Origin of the sequence: Ruminococcus flavefaciens ATCC 19208 (genome assembly GCF_000518765.1) — a bacterium.
GTDB lineage: Bacteria > Bacillota > Clostridia > Oscillospirales > Ruminococcaceae > Ruminococcus > Ruminococcus flavefaciens.
The window spans coordinates 68,795-85,177 of record NZ_KI912491.1 but is presented as its reverse complement, the minus strand read 5'-3'; the positions used below and the strand labels follow the sequence as shown (position 1 = coordinate 85,177).

Here is a 16,383-nt window from a genome sequence, read left to right as displayed (position 1 = left end):
CTACAATTGGTCATTTGTGGTTTTTCAGATATTACCGAACGAATGTTATTCGTCTGCAAAAAATACATTAATAGGGTGAGAACCGATGAATAATTCTCAATTCTCAATTTTCAATTTTCAATTGAATTACGATGAGCTTTCTGCTCTTGATAAGCAGTGCGTAGGTTCGGACGGCTGGTCTGCCGATGATTTCCGTTCGGAAGCTGCCAGATCGGGAGGCATAGTTCTTGCCGCATATGACGGCGACCGCCTTGCAGGTCTTATAGCAGGCTTCACAGCCGCAGATACAGGTGAGATACTCACAGTGGCTACTGCTCCCGAATACCGCCGCATGGGCGTTGCAAGAGCATTGCTCACAGAGTTCATCGGACTTATCCCAGATGAAGTTGAAACTCTCGCCCTTGAGGTGAGAAGCTCAAATTATGCCGCCATCGCTTTGTACGAAAGCTTCGGCTTTGTAAAAGCAGGCGTAAGAAAGAGATTTTACCATGATCCCATTGAGGATGCGGACGTTATGGTGCTAAACATAACTTAGATCTAAGAGCTAAGAACTAAGTAGGGGCGACGTCCCGTCGCCCGTCAATCCCGTTGAAAACATAATTAGCGCAATGTAGTGAACGCCGCCTCGGCGTTCCGCAAAAAGCACATATTTAACGGCTAATGCCGTACTAATAAATGAAAGAAGATATAGTATGCTTATACTTGGAATTGAAAGCTCCTGCGACGAGACCGCCGCAAGCGTAGTCAGAGACTGCCGCGAGATACTCTCCTCTGTCATATCCACACAGATAGAAGAGCACAAGAAGTACGGCGGCGTAGTCCCCGAGATAGCCTCACGACGGCACTGCGAGAATATCCTCGGAGTAGTCCGCAAGGCTCTTGACGATGCAAATGTCAGCCTTGCAGACCTTGACGGCATCGCAGTTACATATGCCCCCGGACTTATAGGCGCTCTCCTTGTGGGAGTAAGCTTTGCAAAGGCTCTGGCTATGTCCTGCGGCAAACCGCTTATCCCCGTACACCACATCGCAGGTCATATCGCCACGAATTATCTCACATTCCCCGGTCTTGAACCGCCTTACCTCTGCCTTGTGGCAAGCGGCGGACACAGTCACATCATTGAAGTCCTGAGCTATACGAAATTCCGCGTAGCAGGCAGGACTCACGATGACGCAGCAGGAGAATGTTTCGATAAGTGCGCAAGAGCTATGGGATTTCCTTATCCGGGCGGAGTACACATAGATAATGCCGCTAAAAACGGCGACTCTGCCGCTTTCAGGCTCCCCCACCCTGCTGTTGCGGGAAGTGAGTTTGATTTCAGCTTTTCGGGACTGAAAACCAATGTCATAAATCTGCTCCACAATGCTGAGCAGAAGGGCACGGATATAAACCGTGACGACCTTGCAGCAAGTCTGCAAAAGACTATTTCCGAAATACTCACAGACAAGACTATCCGTGCGGCAGAAGCCCTCGGATATAAAAAAGTTGCTCTTGCAGGCGGAGTTTCCGCAAATACAGGAGTACGCGCAGCTCTTTCGGAAGCCTGTGAAAAGCACGGCTTTGAGTTCTATATGCCCGAGAAAAAGCTCTGCGGCGACAACGGTGCGATGATAGCCTGTCAGGGCAGCTACAACCTGCTTGCAGGTATAACCGCAGACGAAAGCCTCAACGCTATTGCCACCCTCTCTATGGAGGATATATAATATATGGACAAGAAGAAAAAAGCTACGAATTGCGAGACCTGTACAAACTATGTTTATGATGACGACTATGACTGCTATGTTTGTATGATCAATCTCGATGAGGACGAGATGTATCACTTCATGCAGGGCACTAATTATTCATGTCCATACTACCGCCTCGATGATGAATACGGCGTAGTAAGACATCAGAACTAATATATAATATGACTGCCTGCTGTGCCGTCGGCGTACAGCTCGGCAATTTCAGCGGTATGCCCCATACAGAGCTTTCCAAGAACTGTGATAACATCACTTTTCGGAGCGATCCCCTGCTCAACAGCCTGTCTGGCAGTACCGATAAGCTTTTCCGCATCACTTTCTTTCAGCAGTTTTCCACCATTGCCACAATATGCGACTATACATGACGGCGAGACCTTCCATTCTTTCAGCATATGAACGATCCGTTCCTTGCACTCTGTGCCGTCTATCAGTATCAGCTCGGTATATCCCGTAAAAACAGGCTTTCCTGTCTTAAGCTCGGCAGTTTTTTCGGCATCGTCCGTATTTTTCCCCGATGCCTCCACAGCTTCATCGCCGTCAAAGAAAGCGAGCACAAGCTCTCTGCCTTTTTCTCCCGATACAGAAGCGGCTCGGAGATAGCTTTTCTCGTGTATCTTCCCCGATGCACAGCCTGTCAAAAATACAAATAATAACGCTGATATATACAAAATCGAATTTTTCATTTTCTCTCCTTATTCATAGATTGTTCAAATAATCAATCTAAAATATCAACACTGTTTCTGCTGAAATGTGATACTATTATAATGAGAAATTGTAGGAGGTGAGCCAATGAAACTCACTGACACCTCAGGAAACACCATAATAAGTGTTGTCGATCAATTTGACTATTCTACACAGAACCAGACATACAACGAAAATTTTATAAAATGGCGAAAAGATAAAGATAATCCATATGCCTTCAATTTTGAACTTGACCGCAGGGAAAGTGTATTTGTTGAAGGAAAAGGATTTGAAAACAGATCAGCTTCCAAAGCAGAGCGCGACTGCATAGGCAAAATAATGAACATCATCGGCATTGCTATGCTAATGTGGATACTGATGGACAATATCATCAGTAAGCTTGTAATATCTGTTTTTGATTTCATCGGATTTGACCTGCACACTTCTTTTTTCAGCACAGGTCTTTACGGCGGAAGTCTTCAGGTCATAACCGCACTTATCGCCACTTCATGTGTAAAGATCTTAGTACCGGCAATATATCTTCACAAGAAGTTCAGAATGCCTCACAGACTTGAATATATGAGCACTCTCAATCACGCTTCCGATATGCTTGGAACTATTTGTATGACATTAGCAGTCAGCACCGTTACCTGTCTGCCGAATATATATACCAACCGAACCATGCTGGTATTCAACTACTTCCGCTCCATAAACGCCGATGCTTCGGTATGGAGTCAGAACCAGTTCGTTGTGTATACCATATTCGATATCGTTATAATATCTGTGCTGTATGAGCTTTTCTTCCGTGGTGCTGTTTTCAACGCACTAAGACAATTCGGCGACGTATTTGCTGTTGTCATAACAACGTCTATGTCGGGGCTTCTTGTACAGGATTTCCGTGAGCTCCCCGCTGCCCTGCTTATCTCGGTAATAGCTTCGATCGGTATGCTGAGGAGCGGAACTATCATAACAGCTATATTCGTACAGATATGCTTCAAGATGTACAGACTTGCTCTTGTACTTCTGGAGGACAGCTCTCCCGATAAGATATTCCTCAAACGAAACACCTTCATGTTGGTCGTATTCGTCATAGGTGCAGCAGGAGTTATGATAATATATCTGTTCAAGCGCAAAAAGAAAGAGCATCACATAGCTGAATTCAGCTCAAAATACACAGATTCTCAGAGGCTCGGAATAGCTTGCAAAAGTTTCCCGATACCTGCTGTGGTATGCGTTTGCCTGCTGGCTGCTCTTATAAAAATGTTCTTTTAGGTGAAATAAATGGAAAAATATATGCAGCGAGCACTTGAACTCGCTCAGATGGCTTTTGACGAGGGCGAAGTGCCCGTGGGAGCTGTCATAGTAAAAAAGACTACGGGAGAAATAGTCGGCGAGGGAAGAAATATGCGCGAAAATGCAAAAAACGCTCTTGCTCATGCGGAGATCATGGCTATTGATGCCGCCTGCAAAAAGCTTGGCGGCTGGCGGCTGCCCGAGTGTGCAATGTATGTCACTCTCGAACCCTGTCCCATGTGCTGCGGAGCTATCATAAATTCACGGATAGATAACGTTTACTTCGGAGCATATGATATCAAAAGCGGCTCTGCCGTATCAGTACAGAAAATGTTTGAGCTCCCCTACAATTACCGCCCCGAAGTAACAGGCGGTATCATGGAAAAAGAATGCGCCGAAATCCTGTCGGAATTCTTCCGACAGCTCAGAATCAGAAAAAACCGAGATTGATCCGCGCCTGTCCGCTGCTTTATGCAGCGGACTTTTTTGCGCCCAAAGGCGCAATAATAAGCGCGGCTGATGCCGCGCAGGCGCGGACAGGAAGAAGTTCGCGCCCCGATATAACCCACGCAGCACCTATTATCATAACAATGACTGCGCTGCTTCTCCACCGCACAAATCGCGGAAAGATCTGCTTGATGAGATATGCGCCTGTCATTACCTGCAATGCAATGGAAAAGACTGCAAACACAGCAAATACAACAAGAAACAGCGCATCTATCCGCTGTGCGTCAAAGGGTTGTGAAAGCTGAGCTGCTGTGACAACGGGAAAATCAGTTATATCCATTATTCTTCCAGTCACTGACAGCACCGTAAGTATCAGCACAGCCGACATGATCGCCTTTGCCGTGAAATACCACACAAACGCCCTTGAACGCTCTCCTTTCACAGTTCCCGACAGTACTGCCATACTTCCGAGACTTCCGCTGAGAGCAGTCCCTCGCATTATTTCGTAAATGAAGCCGTTTCTTTCGGGTGCAGTGATATTGCTCCAGTCTGCATTAAAAGCTGCACTTACAAAATCTATGCCAAGACATAATATCCCTGTCGCTGCGGCAATTGCCGATGCCCGCGCAACAGACTTTATTCCCGTTGACGAGCTGTAAAGACATACAAGCGCGATAACTCCTGCGATCATAAGTCTGCCCCAGACTCCGTTACCGCTCTCAGACGGTATATACACCTCACCGCTTGTACGCCACAGTGCTGAAAACAGCGTTCCGCCGAAAAATACCGCATATGCCAGATAAAAAACAGCTGCCCATTTTTTCAGCTCTGTACCCTTTGACGCAAGGACCAGTGCAGCAAGCAGCTGCAAGGCTATGCCTGCAAGAACTCCGTATAATGTTTCAAGAGACATATTTCCACTGAAGCAGAAAAGCTCGAACATATCCGTTATAAGCAGCAGCGCCGCAAGCTGTCTTTTTGATATGCTATTCATAATATTCCTCCACGGTAAAGTCGCGTTTCTGCATTTTCCTCATACCAATTCGCACAGCCGTGTCGCCCATGCCTTTACTTTTGAACGGAGACAGCGGAGCTGTATACGGAAAGCCGTAATCCTCAGTCGCACATATATTTACAAGCACCGCACAGGCAAGAAGGCTTATGCCGAAAAGTCCCAGTGTTCCGCCAGCTATGACAAAGGCAAGCCTCAGCACTGTCACCTGCGGATTAAGCTCGGGCACTACAAGTCCACCAAGCACTGAAAGCGCAGTCATGGTAAGGAGCGGTGTGCTGACAAGTCCCGAATTTACTGCCGCATCACCGATGATAAGTCCGCTTATTATACTCACCGCTCCGCCTACAGGCTTAGGCAGCCGCACTCCTGCCTCACGTATTATCTCATACATCAGCAGTACGAAAAGCGCCTCTGTTAATATAGAAAGCGGGGCTTTTTTCTCAGCCTCCACCAGCAGCATGAACAGCGTACTGTTAAGCAATTCTGGGTGATACATAACTATCGCCACATAAAAGGACGGCAGCAATACCGCTGTAATGAAAGCTGCGTATTTAAGCCAGCGCATGAACACCGCATAATACGGCTTATAAGCGTAATCGTCAAGAGTCTGAAAGCTCTCGCAGAACAGCCTCGGTATCACTACAGCATAGGGAACTCCGTCCACAAGCAAAGCTATCCTGCCCTCTATAAGCTTTGAACAAAGCACATCGGGACGCTCCGTAGTACCTGTGGAGTCGAATATCTCGAAGCTGCCGTTTTCAACGAATGGGCGCAGATATCCCGTTGTCAGTATAGCTTCAAGCTCCACATCGTCAAGGGAACGGCGAACCTTTTCCATGAGTGACTTCGGTACGCGGTCTTTCATATAGCAAAAACAAAGGTCGGTATGGCTCTTCTTTCCCTTAGTAAACAGCTCCATGACCAGTTCAGGTGACTTCAAACGCCTGCGTATCTGAGACATATTAGTGCGGATAGTCTCTGTGAAGCCCTCATGTGCTCCCATGATATTCCCCTCGCCTGAGGGCTCCTGCACTCCCCTTGAATTATAGCCCTGCACTCCGAAAGCAAGTCCGAAGTCTACACCCTCGGCAATAAGCACCGCAAATCCCGAATTAATCAGCCGAAAAAGAGTATCATAGTCATTGACCTGCGGTCGGTCAGTGGACAATAAAAGCTGCTCGTTTATATAGTGGAACAATCCGTAGGAATCCTTTTGCTGCGGTATATCGGTTATTGGCTCGAATATGAGCTCGGTTATGACCGATGTGGACACCATGCCCTCACAGCAGAGCAGTGCGCAGTGTATGCCGCCTGTGACAAAACGATTTATGAGCAAGTCCGATGAACCGCCCGAAATACGGCGTATCTCTTTTATGCTGTCATCGAGAAGCGGCAGCAGTCCTCCTTTTTCCATATATCTCACCTCAGCGGTATTATGTGCAAAGCTTGCATGAATATGCAAAAAACCGTTATCCGGTTGTAGGGGACGGCGTCCTCGACGTCCCACAAAAAACGGGGCGATGTAAACATCGCCCCGTACAACAAAACCGCCTGCACTGTGAATATCCACAATGCAGGCGGCTGATTTTATTTACTTTTATATTTGGCATATATTTTACGATAAGCAAGATACAGCAAAGGTATCCCTGCAACCGAACCGATAACGATGACTATTCCTGCTGACTCTGAGTCCAGAGCTCCCAGAACAGCAGCCAGCCAGAAAACAGCAGAAAAACATAGCCACATGATACCGTTTGCTCTGTTGTAAGCTGGGATATCCGAGATCTCACTTTCTTTGACCTCTTTTCCCGACCAGAACCACATTGGCTTCTTACGTTTCCATGCGTATATTCCAAAACAGATGAAAAATATGCCTATTGGTATCGTAAGCATTAGCCAGACCACTCTATCCATTATAAAACGCTCCTTTCTAAGCTAAAACATTCTTTTCAAGCCACAGTGCAACTCCGTCCTCGTCATTTGAAGCCGTTACTTCATCGGCAATGTCAAGCACTTCCTGCACTGCATTGGCAACTGCAACTCCAGTACCGCACATTTTCAGCATATCAATATCATTTTTGTCGTCACCGAAAGAAACTGTTTCAGCAAGCGATATGCCGCATTTCTCTGTAAGCGCATTTACAGCCGCTGTCTTTCCTGCTCCGCTCGGCAGAAATCCATACCAGTTCTCGCCGCGGTAGCATTGCAGCTTACAGCCGAACTTATCTGCGATATCCCGTGCAATACTCTCATCGGGCAGCTCCGCAACTATCTTGTTCCCACCGCACCGCAAAGGTCTGTCGTACTCGAAATATACAGCCTTGTGAAGCTTTTCCGACTCAGATATATGTTTGCTGTTCCAGTAGACCGTCTTTCCGTTGGCAACAGTTATCTCAGCTGTCGGAACAATTTTCAGAATCTCCTCTACGATACCATTGGTCACATCTGCCGTTAATTCACAGCTGTAAATACATCTATCATCCGAGTGTATCAGAGTACCGTCTGTGGTGATCTCATAGTCAGGCTTCAGAAGCTCTGTATACCGCTCCGCGCCTATCCAGTATCTTGCCGTGGCTATTGCAAAAAAGACTCCTTTTTCTCTGCACTTCCGCAAAACTTCAAGTGTTCTGTGTGAAATAGTTCCGTCTGTTTTCAGTAATGTGTGGTCAAGGTCGGTAAGTATAAGCTTTTGCATATTGAAATGCCCCTTTTCATTGTAAAAAACGGGCGCACATTAGAAGTGCGCCAATAAAGAAGTATTTAAGATTTTAAGATAAGGTTGCGTAGAATAGCCTACGCAGCCTTTCTTTTTTTGTCGTATTCTCTGCTGTCAGCAACGGCAGTCGCAACTGCAACGCCGAAACGGAAGTGTATCTCGATCTTCTGAGTACGATACCCTCTGCTGTTATCAGGAGCATGAACAACTATCTTCTCAATAAGCTCATGCATGATCTCAGGAGTAAGCTCATTGATATGGTCGTACTTATGAACTACATTGATAAAAGAGTTCACATCAGCTGATTTCTGCTCTGCGTTTTAAATTAAGGCAGTAAGTTCTGCAACATCTGCTTTCAGCTTCTTCTGCTCGTCCTCATATTTTGCTGACATCATAGAAAAACGCTCGTCTGAGATTTTTCCTGATACATTATGCTGGACTTCATAAGCATTATTGGCTATAATGGAGTCACTATAAAACTTTTGGAGGTAACCGCTATGTTAAAAACACCTGAATTGGCAATGCCGAGAACACGCAAGGTCACTACCGTATACAATGGCAAACGTGAGGTCTGGACTGACTACGAAGAAGCTAAGGCATATTTCCTTGAACTTATGATGTCTACCGAGGGCGAAGAACATGAACGAGCTGAGTGCGTTTACATTCAGCTATTACATGGGCTGGAGAAGTGTTCGGACGAGGATCAATAATTATCAAAAAAGTGCTTTGCCGAAGCATAGCTCTTTTGCTATATCTGTAATAGCTCCCAGAACAGGTAACGGAACATTGGATATGTCAAGGCAGCACTATTTTTGCAGAATAGATAAATACGATTACAAATTTGTAATTTTTAACACAAAACGTAAAAATGTGATATAATATAATCATACCAAGGACAACAAGTCCGAAAATACTATTTTGAATGAGGTAATGATTATGAAAAAAATGCTCTCTTGTATGGCAGCACTCGCAATGTTAGCTTCTATGGTCTCATGCGAAAGCACAGAAAGCGGCGGAACATCTGAAAACGTAATACCTTCAAAAACAACAACAGCCGTGACAACTGCCGCAGCAGATACATCGAAAGATAATACAAAAGCAACGACTGCTGCAAATACAAAAGCTGATAATAAGAAAACCGAAAGCAGTGAAAGCAGCGCAGCAGCTGTATCTGATGAAAACACAGGGGCTTCACCTGTGACAAAGACTGATTATATGCAGATAGCAGGTGTATGGTATGAGGAAAACGTCCTCGATACCCGTGCGCTTACCATTGACGGTGACGGAACATACAGGCTCGCATATCGCGGCGGCGGAAGCGAATACGGCAAGATCGAGATAGAGCGTCAGGTGCTCGGCGCCAACGATGTCACAAATATATGGTACTGCTTCTACAAAAATGACGGTACTCTGTGGGAAAGCTTCCGTCTTACAGCCCGTGAAAATATGTCTCCTGCACTGGTTTCGGGATTTGACAGCAGCGCCTCAGTATTTGGATTAGCCGACGGCGATGCAACAGGAGAGCCTGACGCAACCTTAGCGGCAGTCAAGAGATTCATGGGTAACTGGAGCTGCGGAAGATGCTATATCAGTATCAGCAACAATGGTGACGGGACATACAGAGCAGAAGTAAAGTGGAGCTCCAGTGCGGCAGAGGGCAGCATATGGACATACATCTGTACATACGACGCTGAGAATGACGCCCTTGTCTGCAACGGTACGGGAGTAAACGTGCATTATTTATATACCGAGGAAGGTCAGAGCACAAATACGGAAATTTATAATAACGGCAGCGCCATGTTCTACACCGATAATGACGCAAATCTCCTGTGGCACGACTACTATGGAAATGTGGCTGACGGAATGTTATTCACAAGCTGCTGAAAAGCGATTACAAATTTGTAATTCCGCACACAAGTCCGAAATAATGTGCTATTATATAATCACAGTAAAAACACAACGCCGAAACAAAGATATTTTTAAGGAATGAGGTTATTATTATGAGAAAAATGATTTCTTGTCTGGCAATACTTACAATGTTAGCTTCTATGGTATCATGCGGAAGCACAGAAAGCGGCGGGACATCTGACAATACAGTTCCCACAAAGGCAGCTGTGACAACAACTGCAGCAGAAACATCAAAAGATGAAAAGACAACAACAGCTGCAAAGGTGGCAGAAAAGTCAAAGGATACCACAAAAAACGATACATCTGCTAATGATGAAACAAACAGCACTCTCGTTCTGAAAGAGGAAGGCCGATTATTCGGCGCATATGTTGATACTCAGGGGGACGTTCTCAACCTCAGAAACGAGCCTTTCCCCACAGCAGATATAATCGCTGCAATCCCCGACAAAACTCAGATAGATATTTACTCATGCGGAAAAGCCGGTTGGTACTGTACAAGCTATGATGGTAAGTCAGGTTACGTAAGCGCAGAATATATCCAGAAGATACAAGATTATGAGCCGCAGGAAACTACTCAGGAATTAATTACTGACATAAGCGAGCTTGTTGGGCAGTGGAAGTATCAGGTAGCTCCCGAAGGAATGAATATAAATGCAGGAGTGACTGACAACGGCACTATTGATGTAAAATCAGACGGTACATATATCTATACTGATCTTGACGGCAATACACATTCGGGTACGGTAAAGGTGGATTATGATACATTAGGCGGAGATTACAGAGTTCCGTTCTTTGCATTCTATGAGGGCGATCAGTTCTTTATCGGCTGCTATTGTCACGAAAGCCATTCCGATGTGTATATGACAGGCAACGGCGGTATGTCTCAGATAGTCAGAATAAAGTAAAAACAGCATTTCAGCTTATACTCCTTAAAATGGACGGTCTGTGACCGTTCCTTTTTTGTATACGCGATTACAGTATTGTAATTAAATTACAGATTTGTAATTCTGCGCACAAGACTGAAAAACTATGCTATTATATAATCACAGTAAAGGCAAAGCGCCGAAACAAAACAATTTTAAAAAGGAATGAGGTAGTTTTTATGAAAAAAATGATTTCTTGTCTCGCAGTTCTTGCAATGCTCGCAGCAGTACCTACAGCAGCAGTTTATGCAGCAGACACCGCAGCCGTATCAGTCGCAGCAGAGACTTCTTATGATGAAACAGACATCAGGAACATTGTTGGTCAGTGGAGGTATCAGCTTGCTGCTGAAAACAAAAACGTGGACGTCAGCGCAGTTGACAATGGCATTATAACCGTAAAGGAAGACAGCACATACACATATACCGATCTTGACGGCAATACACATTCGGGTACGGTAAAGATAGATTATGATACTTTTGGGGGAGAGTACAAAGTTCCGTTCTTTGCATTCTATGAGGGGGACAAGTTCTTTATCGGCTGCTACTGCCAGCAGAACAATCCCAATGCATATCTTATCGGCAACGGTGGAATGGCACAGCTCTTATCGGTCAGCGCTGACTTTTCCGCAATAGCAGGCGAATGGGAAGTGGTTGACGTTGACGGAAGAACTTTCAATATCAGCGCAAACGGTGGGTATACTGTAACTTATCCCGATAGCTCAACAGAGCAGGGCTTTATCAAGATTGGAAACGAGATGTTCAGCGAAAACAGCGACGGCAAATGGTACAATTTCTATAATGCAAGCGGAATGGCATGGATAAGCTTCCCAAAGACTGACGACGGAACAGTCAATGAGTTAAAGGCAGGAGACTTTACTCTCAGACGCAGAAACGCCGATACAAATGCTGATGCTCATCAGGAGCAGGCAGAAGGCGGAAAGACTGATAGCAAGAACGAGAGTGCATCATTTGATAAAGAGGATAAGACTAAGGGTGCTATAAGAGTTATGGAAAACTTCAATGTAATTATGGCATTAACCGGTGCAAGTCCTGCTTATACTACCGATGACGGAAAAGTAAATGGTTATGTAAAGGTAACTGACAGCCGTTTTACTTCTATAGCTGATCTATATGCATTTACTGCAGATAATTTCACAGGAGAAGCAAAAGAATCTTTTATAAGAGACATTGATGGCTATTTCATTGAGAAGGACGGTTCACTCTATGTACAATTAATACCTCGTTCTTTCTATCAGTTCCATACAGAGAACGGTGTTACCATTACAGATCCTGCTATGGACTACTGCACAGCTACAGCCAATAAGGGCGATCAACTCTTCGGTGTTGGCAGAGCCAAACTCAGATGCGAAAGCGGCAAATGGCATATCGAAAGCTATGAATTCGGTGATTTTTACGGAGTCGAAAGCCATGATGTTTCAGAGATAGCAGGCACATGGGACGAAGTTGATACACTTTATCCAAGACAGCTTGTTATAAGAAACGACGGTTCATTTACTCTTATATTTGTTACCGGAAGAGCAATGTATGGTACTGTTAAAGTTGAAGATATCGGCTATCCTAATGGCAACAGACAGACATGGTTCAATCTCTATGACGAAAATGATGCATTCTATACAGGCTTTGAAGCAACTTCACTGACTCCTCTCAATGACATCTACACAGGTCAGGACAACTCAGAACACTTTGTCCGCTATATAGAGCCCGAGCACAAATATTCAAAAGATGAGCTTCAGGAAATGGCAGCAAAGGATTATGAAGAAAAAACAGGCATCAAACCTGCCGATACCCATTCAATGACTAACGCAGGCGGTTCTGTCACTGTTGTGTTCACAGATGAAAATGGCGAAGATTTTGACGCATATACAGTTGATCCTGATACAGGCGTTGGTGAGAAATTTTCTGACGGCAGCACAGTCAATCTCCCACAGACAGGCGTTAATTCAATTGCACTTGCAGGCACATTGGCTGGAGCTTCCGCTGTTACGCTTCTGGGTGTGGGTGCGGTGATCATGTCGGGAAAGCTCCGCAAAAAGGAAGAAAAAGAATAATACAGGCGATACAGCACAAAAGAAAGTAAAGATCCCCCTTGTATCTCAGCGATACAAGGGGGATATGTTTCAGAATATGACACGCCTGAGAACGTACTCGCCATCAGATGTGGCAGCTATCTCATATGTGCTCATATCGTCCATATTCAGATGCTTTTTCAGACGGGAAATATTTACCCTTATGGTGTTTTTGCTGTCCTCCACGTCGCAACCGTAAATGGTCTTGTATATATCATGATAGCTTATACGCGAGCCTATCTGTGAGGCGAGCATATAGAGTATCTGCAATTCTCGTTGAGGCAATGAGTATTCATTACCATCAAAGGTGGCAGTTCCCGCAAAAAGATCAACAGTAAGTTCGGGAAGCTCTATCTTCGGGTGCTGAGGAGACTGCTTTGCATTGCGGCGGAGCTGCGCTTCTATACGCGCCTTTAATACATTAAGGTCGTAGGGCTTGGTTATATAGTCATCGCCGCCGCTGCGGAAGCCCATTACTACGCTATCGTTCTCGTCACGGGCTGTGAGGAATATCACAGGAGCCTGTGTTTTCTGCCGCAATATCTTGCAGAAGTCCATTCCGTCGCCGTCGGGCAGCATAACGTCAAGGAGCACAAGGTCGGGGACGCACTCCTCAAGCATAAATGATGCGGTCTGCACCGAATCCGCACAGTGTACGGTATAGCCTTCGTTTTCAAGGAATGTTCTGTTGATACGCATGATGTCTGAATCGTCTTCTACTAATAATATGTGTGACATAATGTTTTCCCCCTGTGATTACAATTTCGTAATTCTGTTCACTTATTGAAAAAAATATGGTATAATGTATTCAACACCATAAAGGAGTGATAAAATGAAAAAGGAAATCTCCAAAAGCCACGCTTTGCGAAGACGGCTCCTTAGTGTTCTGCTGATATGCCTTATTACTATAATGATAATATTTGTTTCTGTCTTTGATATCGTATATAAACGCTCGACTAATATAGTCACTTCGCATACGTCCAAGATCGCAAGCAAAACCGTTGATACTACTGCTCACGGTTTCTATCAGGTCACCCTTGGAAACCTACAGCTGTCTCTTGAAAGCTTCGGAACCAACATATGTACAGTCCTCGGCTCTTTGCAGGATATACCCGATATAGATCAGGAGCTCGTCCTTGAAACACATATGATGGATTTTTTCAATATAGATGCTTCAAATAAGGGCAACGATGTTATTGGCTTTACTTATTCTAACGGTGAATTCCACAGCATACCTTCCGAGCCCGAGTGTGACCGTATTATTCAGGAAGCTGTTGAAACCATTAATATTGAATATGCAAAAGAGCCCTCCGCTCACTATCAAGGAGGCAGCTTTCAGTCTGAACTTGAACAATATACTGAAAACTGCATGGGAACATATACTATGGAAGGTCAGGGCTTTGTATGCGCATGGGATCATCTGAACAACTACAATGTTCTTTATCCCGATATTTGCTACGGCATAATCATGTTCAACCAGAATTATTATAAAGGCCTTATCAATCAAATCGCAGCTGAGCAGACTGACTCACTTTTAGGTGAAATGAACGGGCTTTTTCAAAAATCAATCTATGTCATGATCGCGGTAATTGCGGGAATGCTGATACTGTTTATCGTGATCTCAGTCATTCTCTCAAAGAAGCTGTCAGATCCTATTGTTTCCGAGCATGATATGCTGGTGAAGGTCAACGAGATGAAGACAACCTTCCTCTCGGACGCTTCCCATGAGCTGAAAACTCCTCTTGCGACCATGTCGGGATATGCTCAGAATGCGGAAATGGAGCTTGTAAGCGGCGGTGATACGGCTACCGTACAGGAAAAGCTGAAACGAATCTCCTCTGAAGCCAACCGCATGGCTCTTATGGTAACGCAGATACTTGACGCTACCCGAATCGAGGAAGGCCGAATGGTTCTGGAGCTTGCTCCCTGCGATTTAGACGCTCTTGTGCGTGAGACCGTTGAGACCTATTTTGCCGTACTCAATAAAAACAACAATAAACTTGCACTTCGCATTCCCCTTGAATTGCCACAGGTAAAGGCAGACAGTTCAAGATTACAGCGTGTGTTCGTGAACCTTATCTCCAATGCCCTCAAACATACGAAAAACGGCACGATACTTGTGAAGGCAGAAAAAGAGGACAACTTTATCAAAGCAACTGTAAAGGATACGGGAAGTGGTATCTCGGAAGAGGATATGCCTCATATCTGGGAGCGATATTATAAGGGAAAGCACTCCGAAACAGGCACGGGACTGGGATTGTTTATATGCAAGTTCATAATCGAGTCCCACGGCGGCAAGATATGGGCAGAGAGTGAAGTGGGCAAGGGAACATCGTTTATGTTCACACTGCCAGTTGAATAACAGATAATAATATAATAACATATTTTTATTATAAATACAACAAAAACGCAGAATTAAAATATTATACAAATTTAAAAGCCATCTCAGACGAGATGGCTTTTAAATTTGTTTTATTCAGGATACAGTTCGATTTGATGAATCGAAACATTTACATCGATTAAGCATAGTAAAAAATTATATAGCTTGCTGTATAGGTCTTTCATTATTACTTCTATATGAGCGCACTTCTTTGTGCGCCCCTACATAGGAACGCCGAAACGGCGTTTCCTACTGATCACTATTCACTAATTACTTCTTGATCTTCATGGAAATATCAAAGCACTTGACTGAATGAGTAAGCGCACCAAGTGAGATGATATCCACGCCTGTCTCGGCAACTGAGCGGATATTCTCGGCAGTAACATTGCCCGAAGCTTCAAGAAGAACGCGTCCGTCTGCAATTGCAACAGCCTCTTTCATCTCGTCGCAGCTCATATTGTCAAGCATGATTATTTCTACTTTAGTATCAAGAGCTTCGCGGAGCTCGTCAAGTGTACGGACTTCCACTTCTATCTTTACAGTATGTCCTATCTTCTCGCGGAGCGCATTTACAGCCGCAGTTATACCGCCATAAGCGTCGATGTGATTGTCCTTGAGCATAGCCGCATCGGAAAGATTGAAGCGGTGGTTCTTTCCGCCGCCCACAGTTACTGCGTACTTCTGAAGCGCACGGAGTCCGGGAAGTGTCTTTCTTGTGTCGGTAACAGCAGCCTTAGTGCCCTTTACAAGCTCTACGCACTTATTTGTTGCAGTAGCGATACCCGACATATGCTGTAAGAGGTTGAGGGCAGTTCTCTCGCCTTTAAGAAGTGTAAGTGTACTTCCTTCAAGCTCTGCGATTATATCGCCCTTCTGCACCTTAGTTCCGTCATTGAGAAGTATCTTGAAATCGACATCGCCGCCTGCAAGGTCGAAAACTCTCTTAGCTACCTCGATACCGCAGACAACTCCCGAATCCTTTGCAACGTAGTAAGCGGAGCTTCTGTGGTCGGCAGGGATAAGATTATCCGCAGCAGCGTCAATGTAGTTTATGTCCTCCATAAGTGCAGTTGTGATTATATTGTCAACATAGCATTGTAAAAGCTTCATGTTTAAATTCCTTTCCATTGTAAATCAAAATTTTGATTCCGGTGATTAGCTATTAGTGCTTAGTGGTTAGAATATATGTAG

17 protein-coding genes and 1 pseudogene are annotated in these 16,383 nt (G+C 44.8%); 10 read left to right on the top strand and 8 right to left on the bottom strand.

Annotated features, from left to right (window positions below):
• Positions 1 to 85 precede the first annotated feature (85 nt).
• From rimI to L870_RS0113290, 3 genes are all read left to right on the top strand, one after another.
• Positions 86 to 535 carry a ribosomal protein S18-alanine N-acetyltransferase gene (gene rimI / locus L870_RS0113300; protein ID WP_028518561.1) on the top strand — a complete coding sequence of 150 codons (450 nt, stop codon included), beginning with the start codon at positions 86 to 88 and terminating at the stop codon, positions 533 to 535.
• Positions 536 to 692: 157 nt separating this feature from the next.
• Positions 693 to 1,703, top strand: a complete 1,011-nt coding sequence (gene tsaD / locus L870_RS0113295; RefSeq protein WP_028518560.1) for a tRNA (adenosine(37)-N6)-threonylcarbamoyltransferase complex transferase subunit TsaD — start codon at positions 693 to 695, stop codon at positions 1,701 to 1,703.
• A gap of 3 nt (positions 1,704 to 1,706) precedes the next feature.
• Entirely contained in the window at positions 1,707 to 1,898 is a 192-nt protein-coding gene (locus L870_RS0113290; RefSeq protein WP_028518559.1) for a DUF6472 family protein, read from the top strand.
• Here the strand turns inward: L870_RS0113290 and L870_RS0113285 are convergent.
• Positions 1,895 to 2,425, bottom strand: a complete 531-nt coding sequence (locus L870_RS0113285) for a Ger(x)C family spore germination protein (protein WP_028518558.1) — start codon at positions 2,423 to 2,425, stop codon at positions 1,895 to 1,897. The genes L870_RS0113290 and L870_RS0113285 overlap by 4 nt on opposite strands.
• A gap of 106 nt (positions 2,426 to 2,531) precedes the next feature.
• On the opposite strand from L870_RS0113285, the gene L870_RS0113280 reads away from it, so the two are divergent.
• Together L870_RS0113280 and L870_RS0113275 are read left to right on the top strand one after the other, a co-directional pair.
• Positions 2,532 to 3,695 carry a CPBP family intramembrane glutamic endopeptidase gene (locus L870_RS0113280; protein ID WP_028518557.1) on the top strand — a complete coding sequence of 388 codons (1,164 nt, stop codon included), beginning with the start codon at positions 2,532 to 2,534 and terminating at the stop codon, positions 3,693 to 3,695.
• A 9-nt stretch (positions 3,696 to 3,704) separates the two neighbouring features.
• Positions 3,705 to 4,166 carry a nucleoside deaminase gene (locus L870_RS0113275; RefSeq protein ID WP_028518556.1) on the top strand — a complete coding sequence of 154 codons (462 nt, stop codon included), beginning with the start codon at positions 3,705 to 3,707 and terminating at the stop codon, positions 4,164 to 4,166.
• A 19-nt stretch (positions 4,167 to 4,185) separates the two neighbouring features.
• Here L870_RS0113275 and L870_RS0113270 read toward each other — a convergent pair whose 3' ends face one another.
• From L870_RS0113270 to L870_RS0113250, 5 genes and pseudogenes are all read right to left on the bottom strand, one after another.
• Positions 4,186 to 5,157, bottom strand: coding sequence for a hypothetical protein (locus tag L870_RS0113270; protein WP_028518555.1), 972 nt, complete (start codon positions 5,155 to 5,157; stop codon positions 4,186 to 4,188).
• Positions 5,150 to 6,592, bottom strand: coding sequence for a spore germination protein (locus L870_RS0113265; RefSeq protein ID WP_028518554.1), 1,443 nt, complete (start codon positions 6,590 to 6,592; stop codon positions 5,150 to 5,152). Before L870_RS0113265 ends, L870_RS0113270 begins: the two co-directional genes overlap by 8 nt.
• Before the next feature lie 173 nt (positions 6,593 to 6,765).
• On the bottom strand, positions 6,766 to 7,092 hold the full coding sequence (locus L870_RS0113260; RefSeq protein ID WP_028518553.1) for a hypothetical protein: 327 nt from the start codon (positions 7,090 to 7,092) through the stop codon (positions 6,766 to 6,768).
• Positions 7,093 to 7,108: 16 nt separating this feature from the next.
• Entirely contained in the window at positions 7,109 to 7,873 is a 765-nt protein-coding gene (locus L870_RS0113255; RefSeq protein WP_028518552.1) for a Cof-type HAD-IIB family hydrolase, read from the bottom strand.
• A 98-nt stretch (positions 7,874 to 7,971) separates the two neighbouring features.
• Positions 7,972 to 8,331: pseudogene (locus L870_RS0113250) on the bottom strand (DUF4368 domain-containing protein); the annotation flags it as partial.
• Between the two features lie 60 nt (positions 8,332 to 8,391).
• Between L870_RS0113250 and L870_RS0113245 the strand changes: the two are divergent.
• The 4 genes from L870_RS0113245 (at position 8,392) to L870_RS0113230 (ending at position 12,794) form a co-directional block, all read left to right on the top strand.
• Complete coding sequence (locus tag L870_RS0113245; protein ID WP_028518550.1) at positions 8,392 to 8,604, top strand: hypothetical protein; 213 nt, start codon at positions 8,392 to 8,394, stop codon at positions 8,602 to 8,604.
• 226 nt (positions 8,605 to 8,830) lie between these two features.
• Positions 8,831 to 9,778, top strand: coding sequence for a hypothetical protein (locus tag L870_RS0113240; protein ID WP_028518549.1), 948 nt, complete (start codon positions 8,831 to 8,833; stop codon positions 9,776 to 9,778).
• A gap of 116 nt (positions 9,779 to 9,894) precedes the next feature.
• Positions 9,895 to 10,707, top strand: a complete 813-nt coding sequence (locus L870_RS0113235; protein ID WP_028518548.1) for an SH3 domain-containing protein — start codon at positions 9,895 to 9,897, stop codon at positions 10,705 to 10,707.
• 197 nt (positions 10,708 to 10,904) lie between these two features.
• Positions 10,905 to 12,794, top strand: coding sequence for a hypothetical protein (locus tag L870_RS0113230; protein ID WP_028518547.1), 1,890 nt, complete (start codon positions 10,905 to 10,907; stop codon positions 12,792 to 12,794).
• 69 nt (positions 12,795 to 12,863) lie between these two features.
• On the opposite strand, the gene L870_RS0113225 is transcribed toward L870_RS0113230, so the two are convergent.
• The gene (locus L870_RS0113225; RefSeq protein ID WP_028518546.1) at positions 12,864 to 13,550 is read right to left on the bottom strand and encodes a response regulator transcription factor; all 687 of its coding nucleotides are present in this window, start codon (positions 13,548 to 13,550) and stop codon (positions 12,864 to 12,866) included.
• A gap of 94 nt (positions 13,551 to 13,644) precedes the next feature.
• Between L870_RS0113225 and L870_RS18710 the strand changes: the two genes are divergently transcribed.
• Entirely contained in the window at positions 13,645 to 15,174 is a 1,530-nt protein-coding gene (locus tag L870_RS18710) for a sensor histidine kinase (protein ID WP_028518545.1), read from the top strand.
• Between the two features lie 288 nt (positions 15,175 to 15,462).
• Here the strand turns inward: L870_RS18710 and nadC are convergent, their stop codons facing one another.
• Positions 15,463 to 16,302 carry a carboxylating nicotinate-nucleotide diphosphorylase gene (gene nadC / locus L870_RS0113215; RefSeq protein ID WP_028518544.1) on the bottom strand — a complete coding sequence of 280 codons (840 nt, stop codon included), beginning with the start codon at positions 16,300 to 16,302 and terminating at the stop codon, positions 15,463 to 15,465.
• Positions 16,303 to 16,383: the final 81 nt, after the last annotated feature.

What these genes read in the sequence shown, in the direction of transcription:
- L870_RS0113260 (WP_028518553.1), bottom strand. Translation starts at nt 7,092, where the DNA reads ATGGATAGAGTGGTCTGGCTAATGCTTACGATACCAATAGGCATATTT.
- L870_RS0113245 (WP_028518550.1), top strand. Translation starts at nt 8,392, where the DNA reads ATGTTAAAAACACCTGAATTGGCAATGCCGAGAACACGCAAGGTCACT.
- L870_RS0113255 (WP_028518552.1), bottom strand. Translation starts at nt 7,873, where the DNA reads ATGCAAAAGCTTATACTTACCGACCTTGACCACACATTACTGAAAACA.
- L870_RS0113225 (WP_028518546.1), bottom strand. Translation starts at nt 13,550, where the DNA reads ATGTCACACATATTATTAGTAGAAGACGATTCAGACATCATGCGTATC.
- L870_RS0113240 (WP_028518549.1), top strand. Translation starts at nt 8,831, where the DNA reads ATGAAAAAAATGCTCTCTTGTATGGCAGCACTCGCAATGTTAGCTTCT.
- L870_RS0113270 (WP_028518555.1), bottom strand. Translation starts at nt 5,157, where the DNA reads ATGAATAGCATATCAAAAAGACAGCTTGCGGCGCTGCTGCTTATAACG.
- L870_RS0113265 (WP_028518554.1), bottom strand. Translation starts at nt 6,592, where the DNA reads ATGGAAAAAGGAGGACTGCTGCCGCTTCTCGATGACAGCATAAAAGAG.
- L870_RS0113235 (WP_028518548.1), top strand. Translation starts at nt 9,895, where the DNA reads ATGAGAAAAATGATTTCTTGTCTGGCAATACTTACAATGTTAGCTTCT.
- L870_RS0113290 (WP_028518559.1), top strand. Translation starts at nt 1,707, where the DNA reads ATGGACAAGAAGAAAAAAGCTACGAATTGCGAGACCTGTACAAACTAT.
- L870_RS0113280 (WP_028518557.1), top strand. Translation starts at nt 2,532, where the DNA reads ATGAAACTCACTGACACCTCAGGAAACACCATAATAAGTGTTGTCGAT.
- L870_RS0113230 (WP_028518547.1), top strand. Translation starts at nt 10,905, where the DNA reads ATGAAAAAAATGATTTCTTGTCTCGCAGTTCTTGCAATGCTCGCAGCA.
- nadC (WP_028518544.1), bottom strand. Translation starts at nt 16,302, where the DNA reads ATGAAGCTTTTACAATGCTATGTTGACAATATAATCACAACTGCACTT.
- tsaD (WP_028518560.1), top strand. Translation starts at nt 693, where the DNA reads ATGCTTATACTTGGAATTGAAAGCTCCTGCGACGAGACCGCCGCAAGC.
- L870_RS0113285 (WP_028518558.1), bottom strand. Translation starts at nt 2,425, where the DNA reads ATGAAAAATTCGATTTTGTATATATCAGCGTTATTATTTGTATTTTTG.
- L870_RS0113275 (WP_028518556.1), top strand. Translation starts at nt 3,705, where the DNA reads ATGGAAAAATATATGCAGCGAGCACTTGAACTCGCTCAGATGGCTTTT.
- rimI (WP_028518561.1), top strand. Translation starts at nt 86, where the DNA reads ATGAATAATTCTCAATTCTCAATTTTCAATTTTCAATTGAATTACGAT.
- L870_RS18710 (WP_028518545.1), top strand. Translation starts at nt 13,645, where the DNA reads ATGAAAAAGGAAATCTCCAAAAGCCACGCTTTGCGAAGACGGCTCCTT.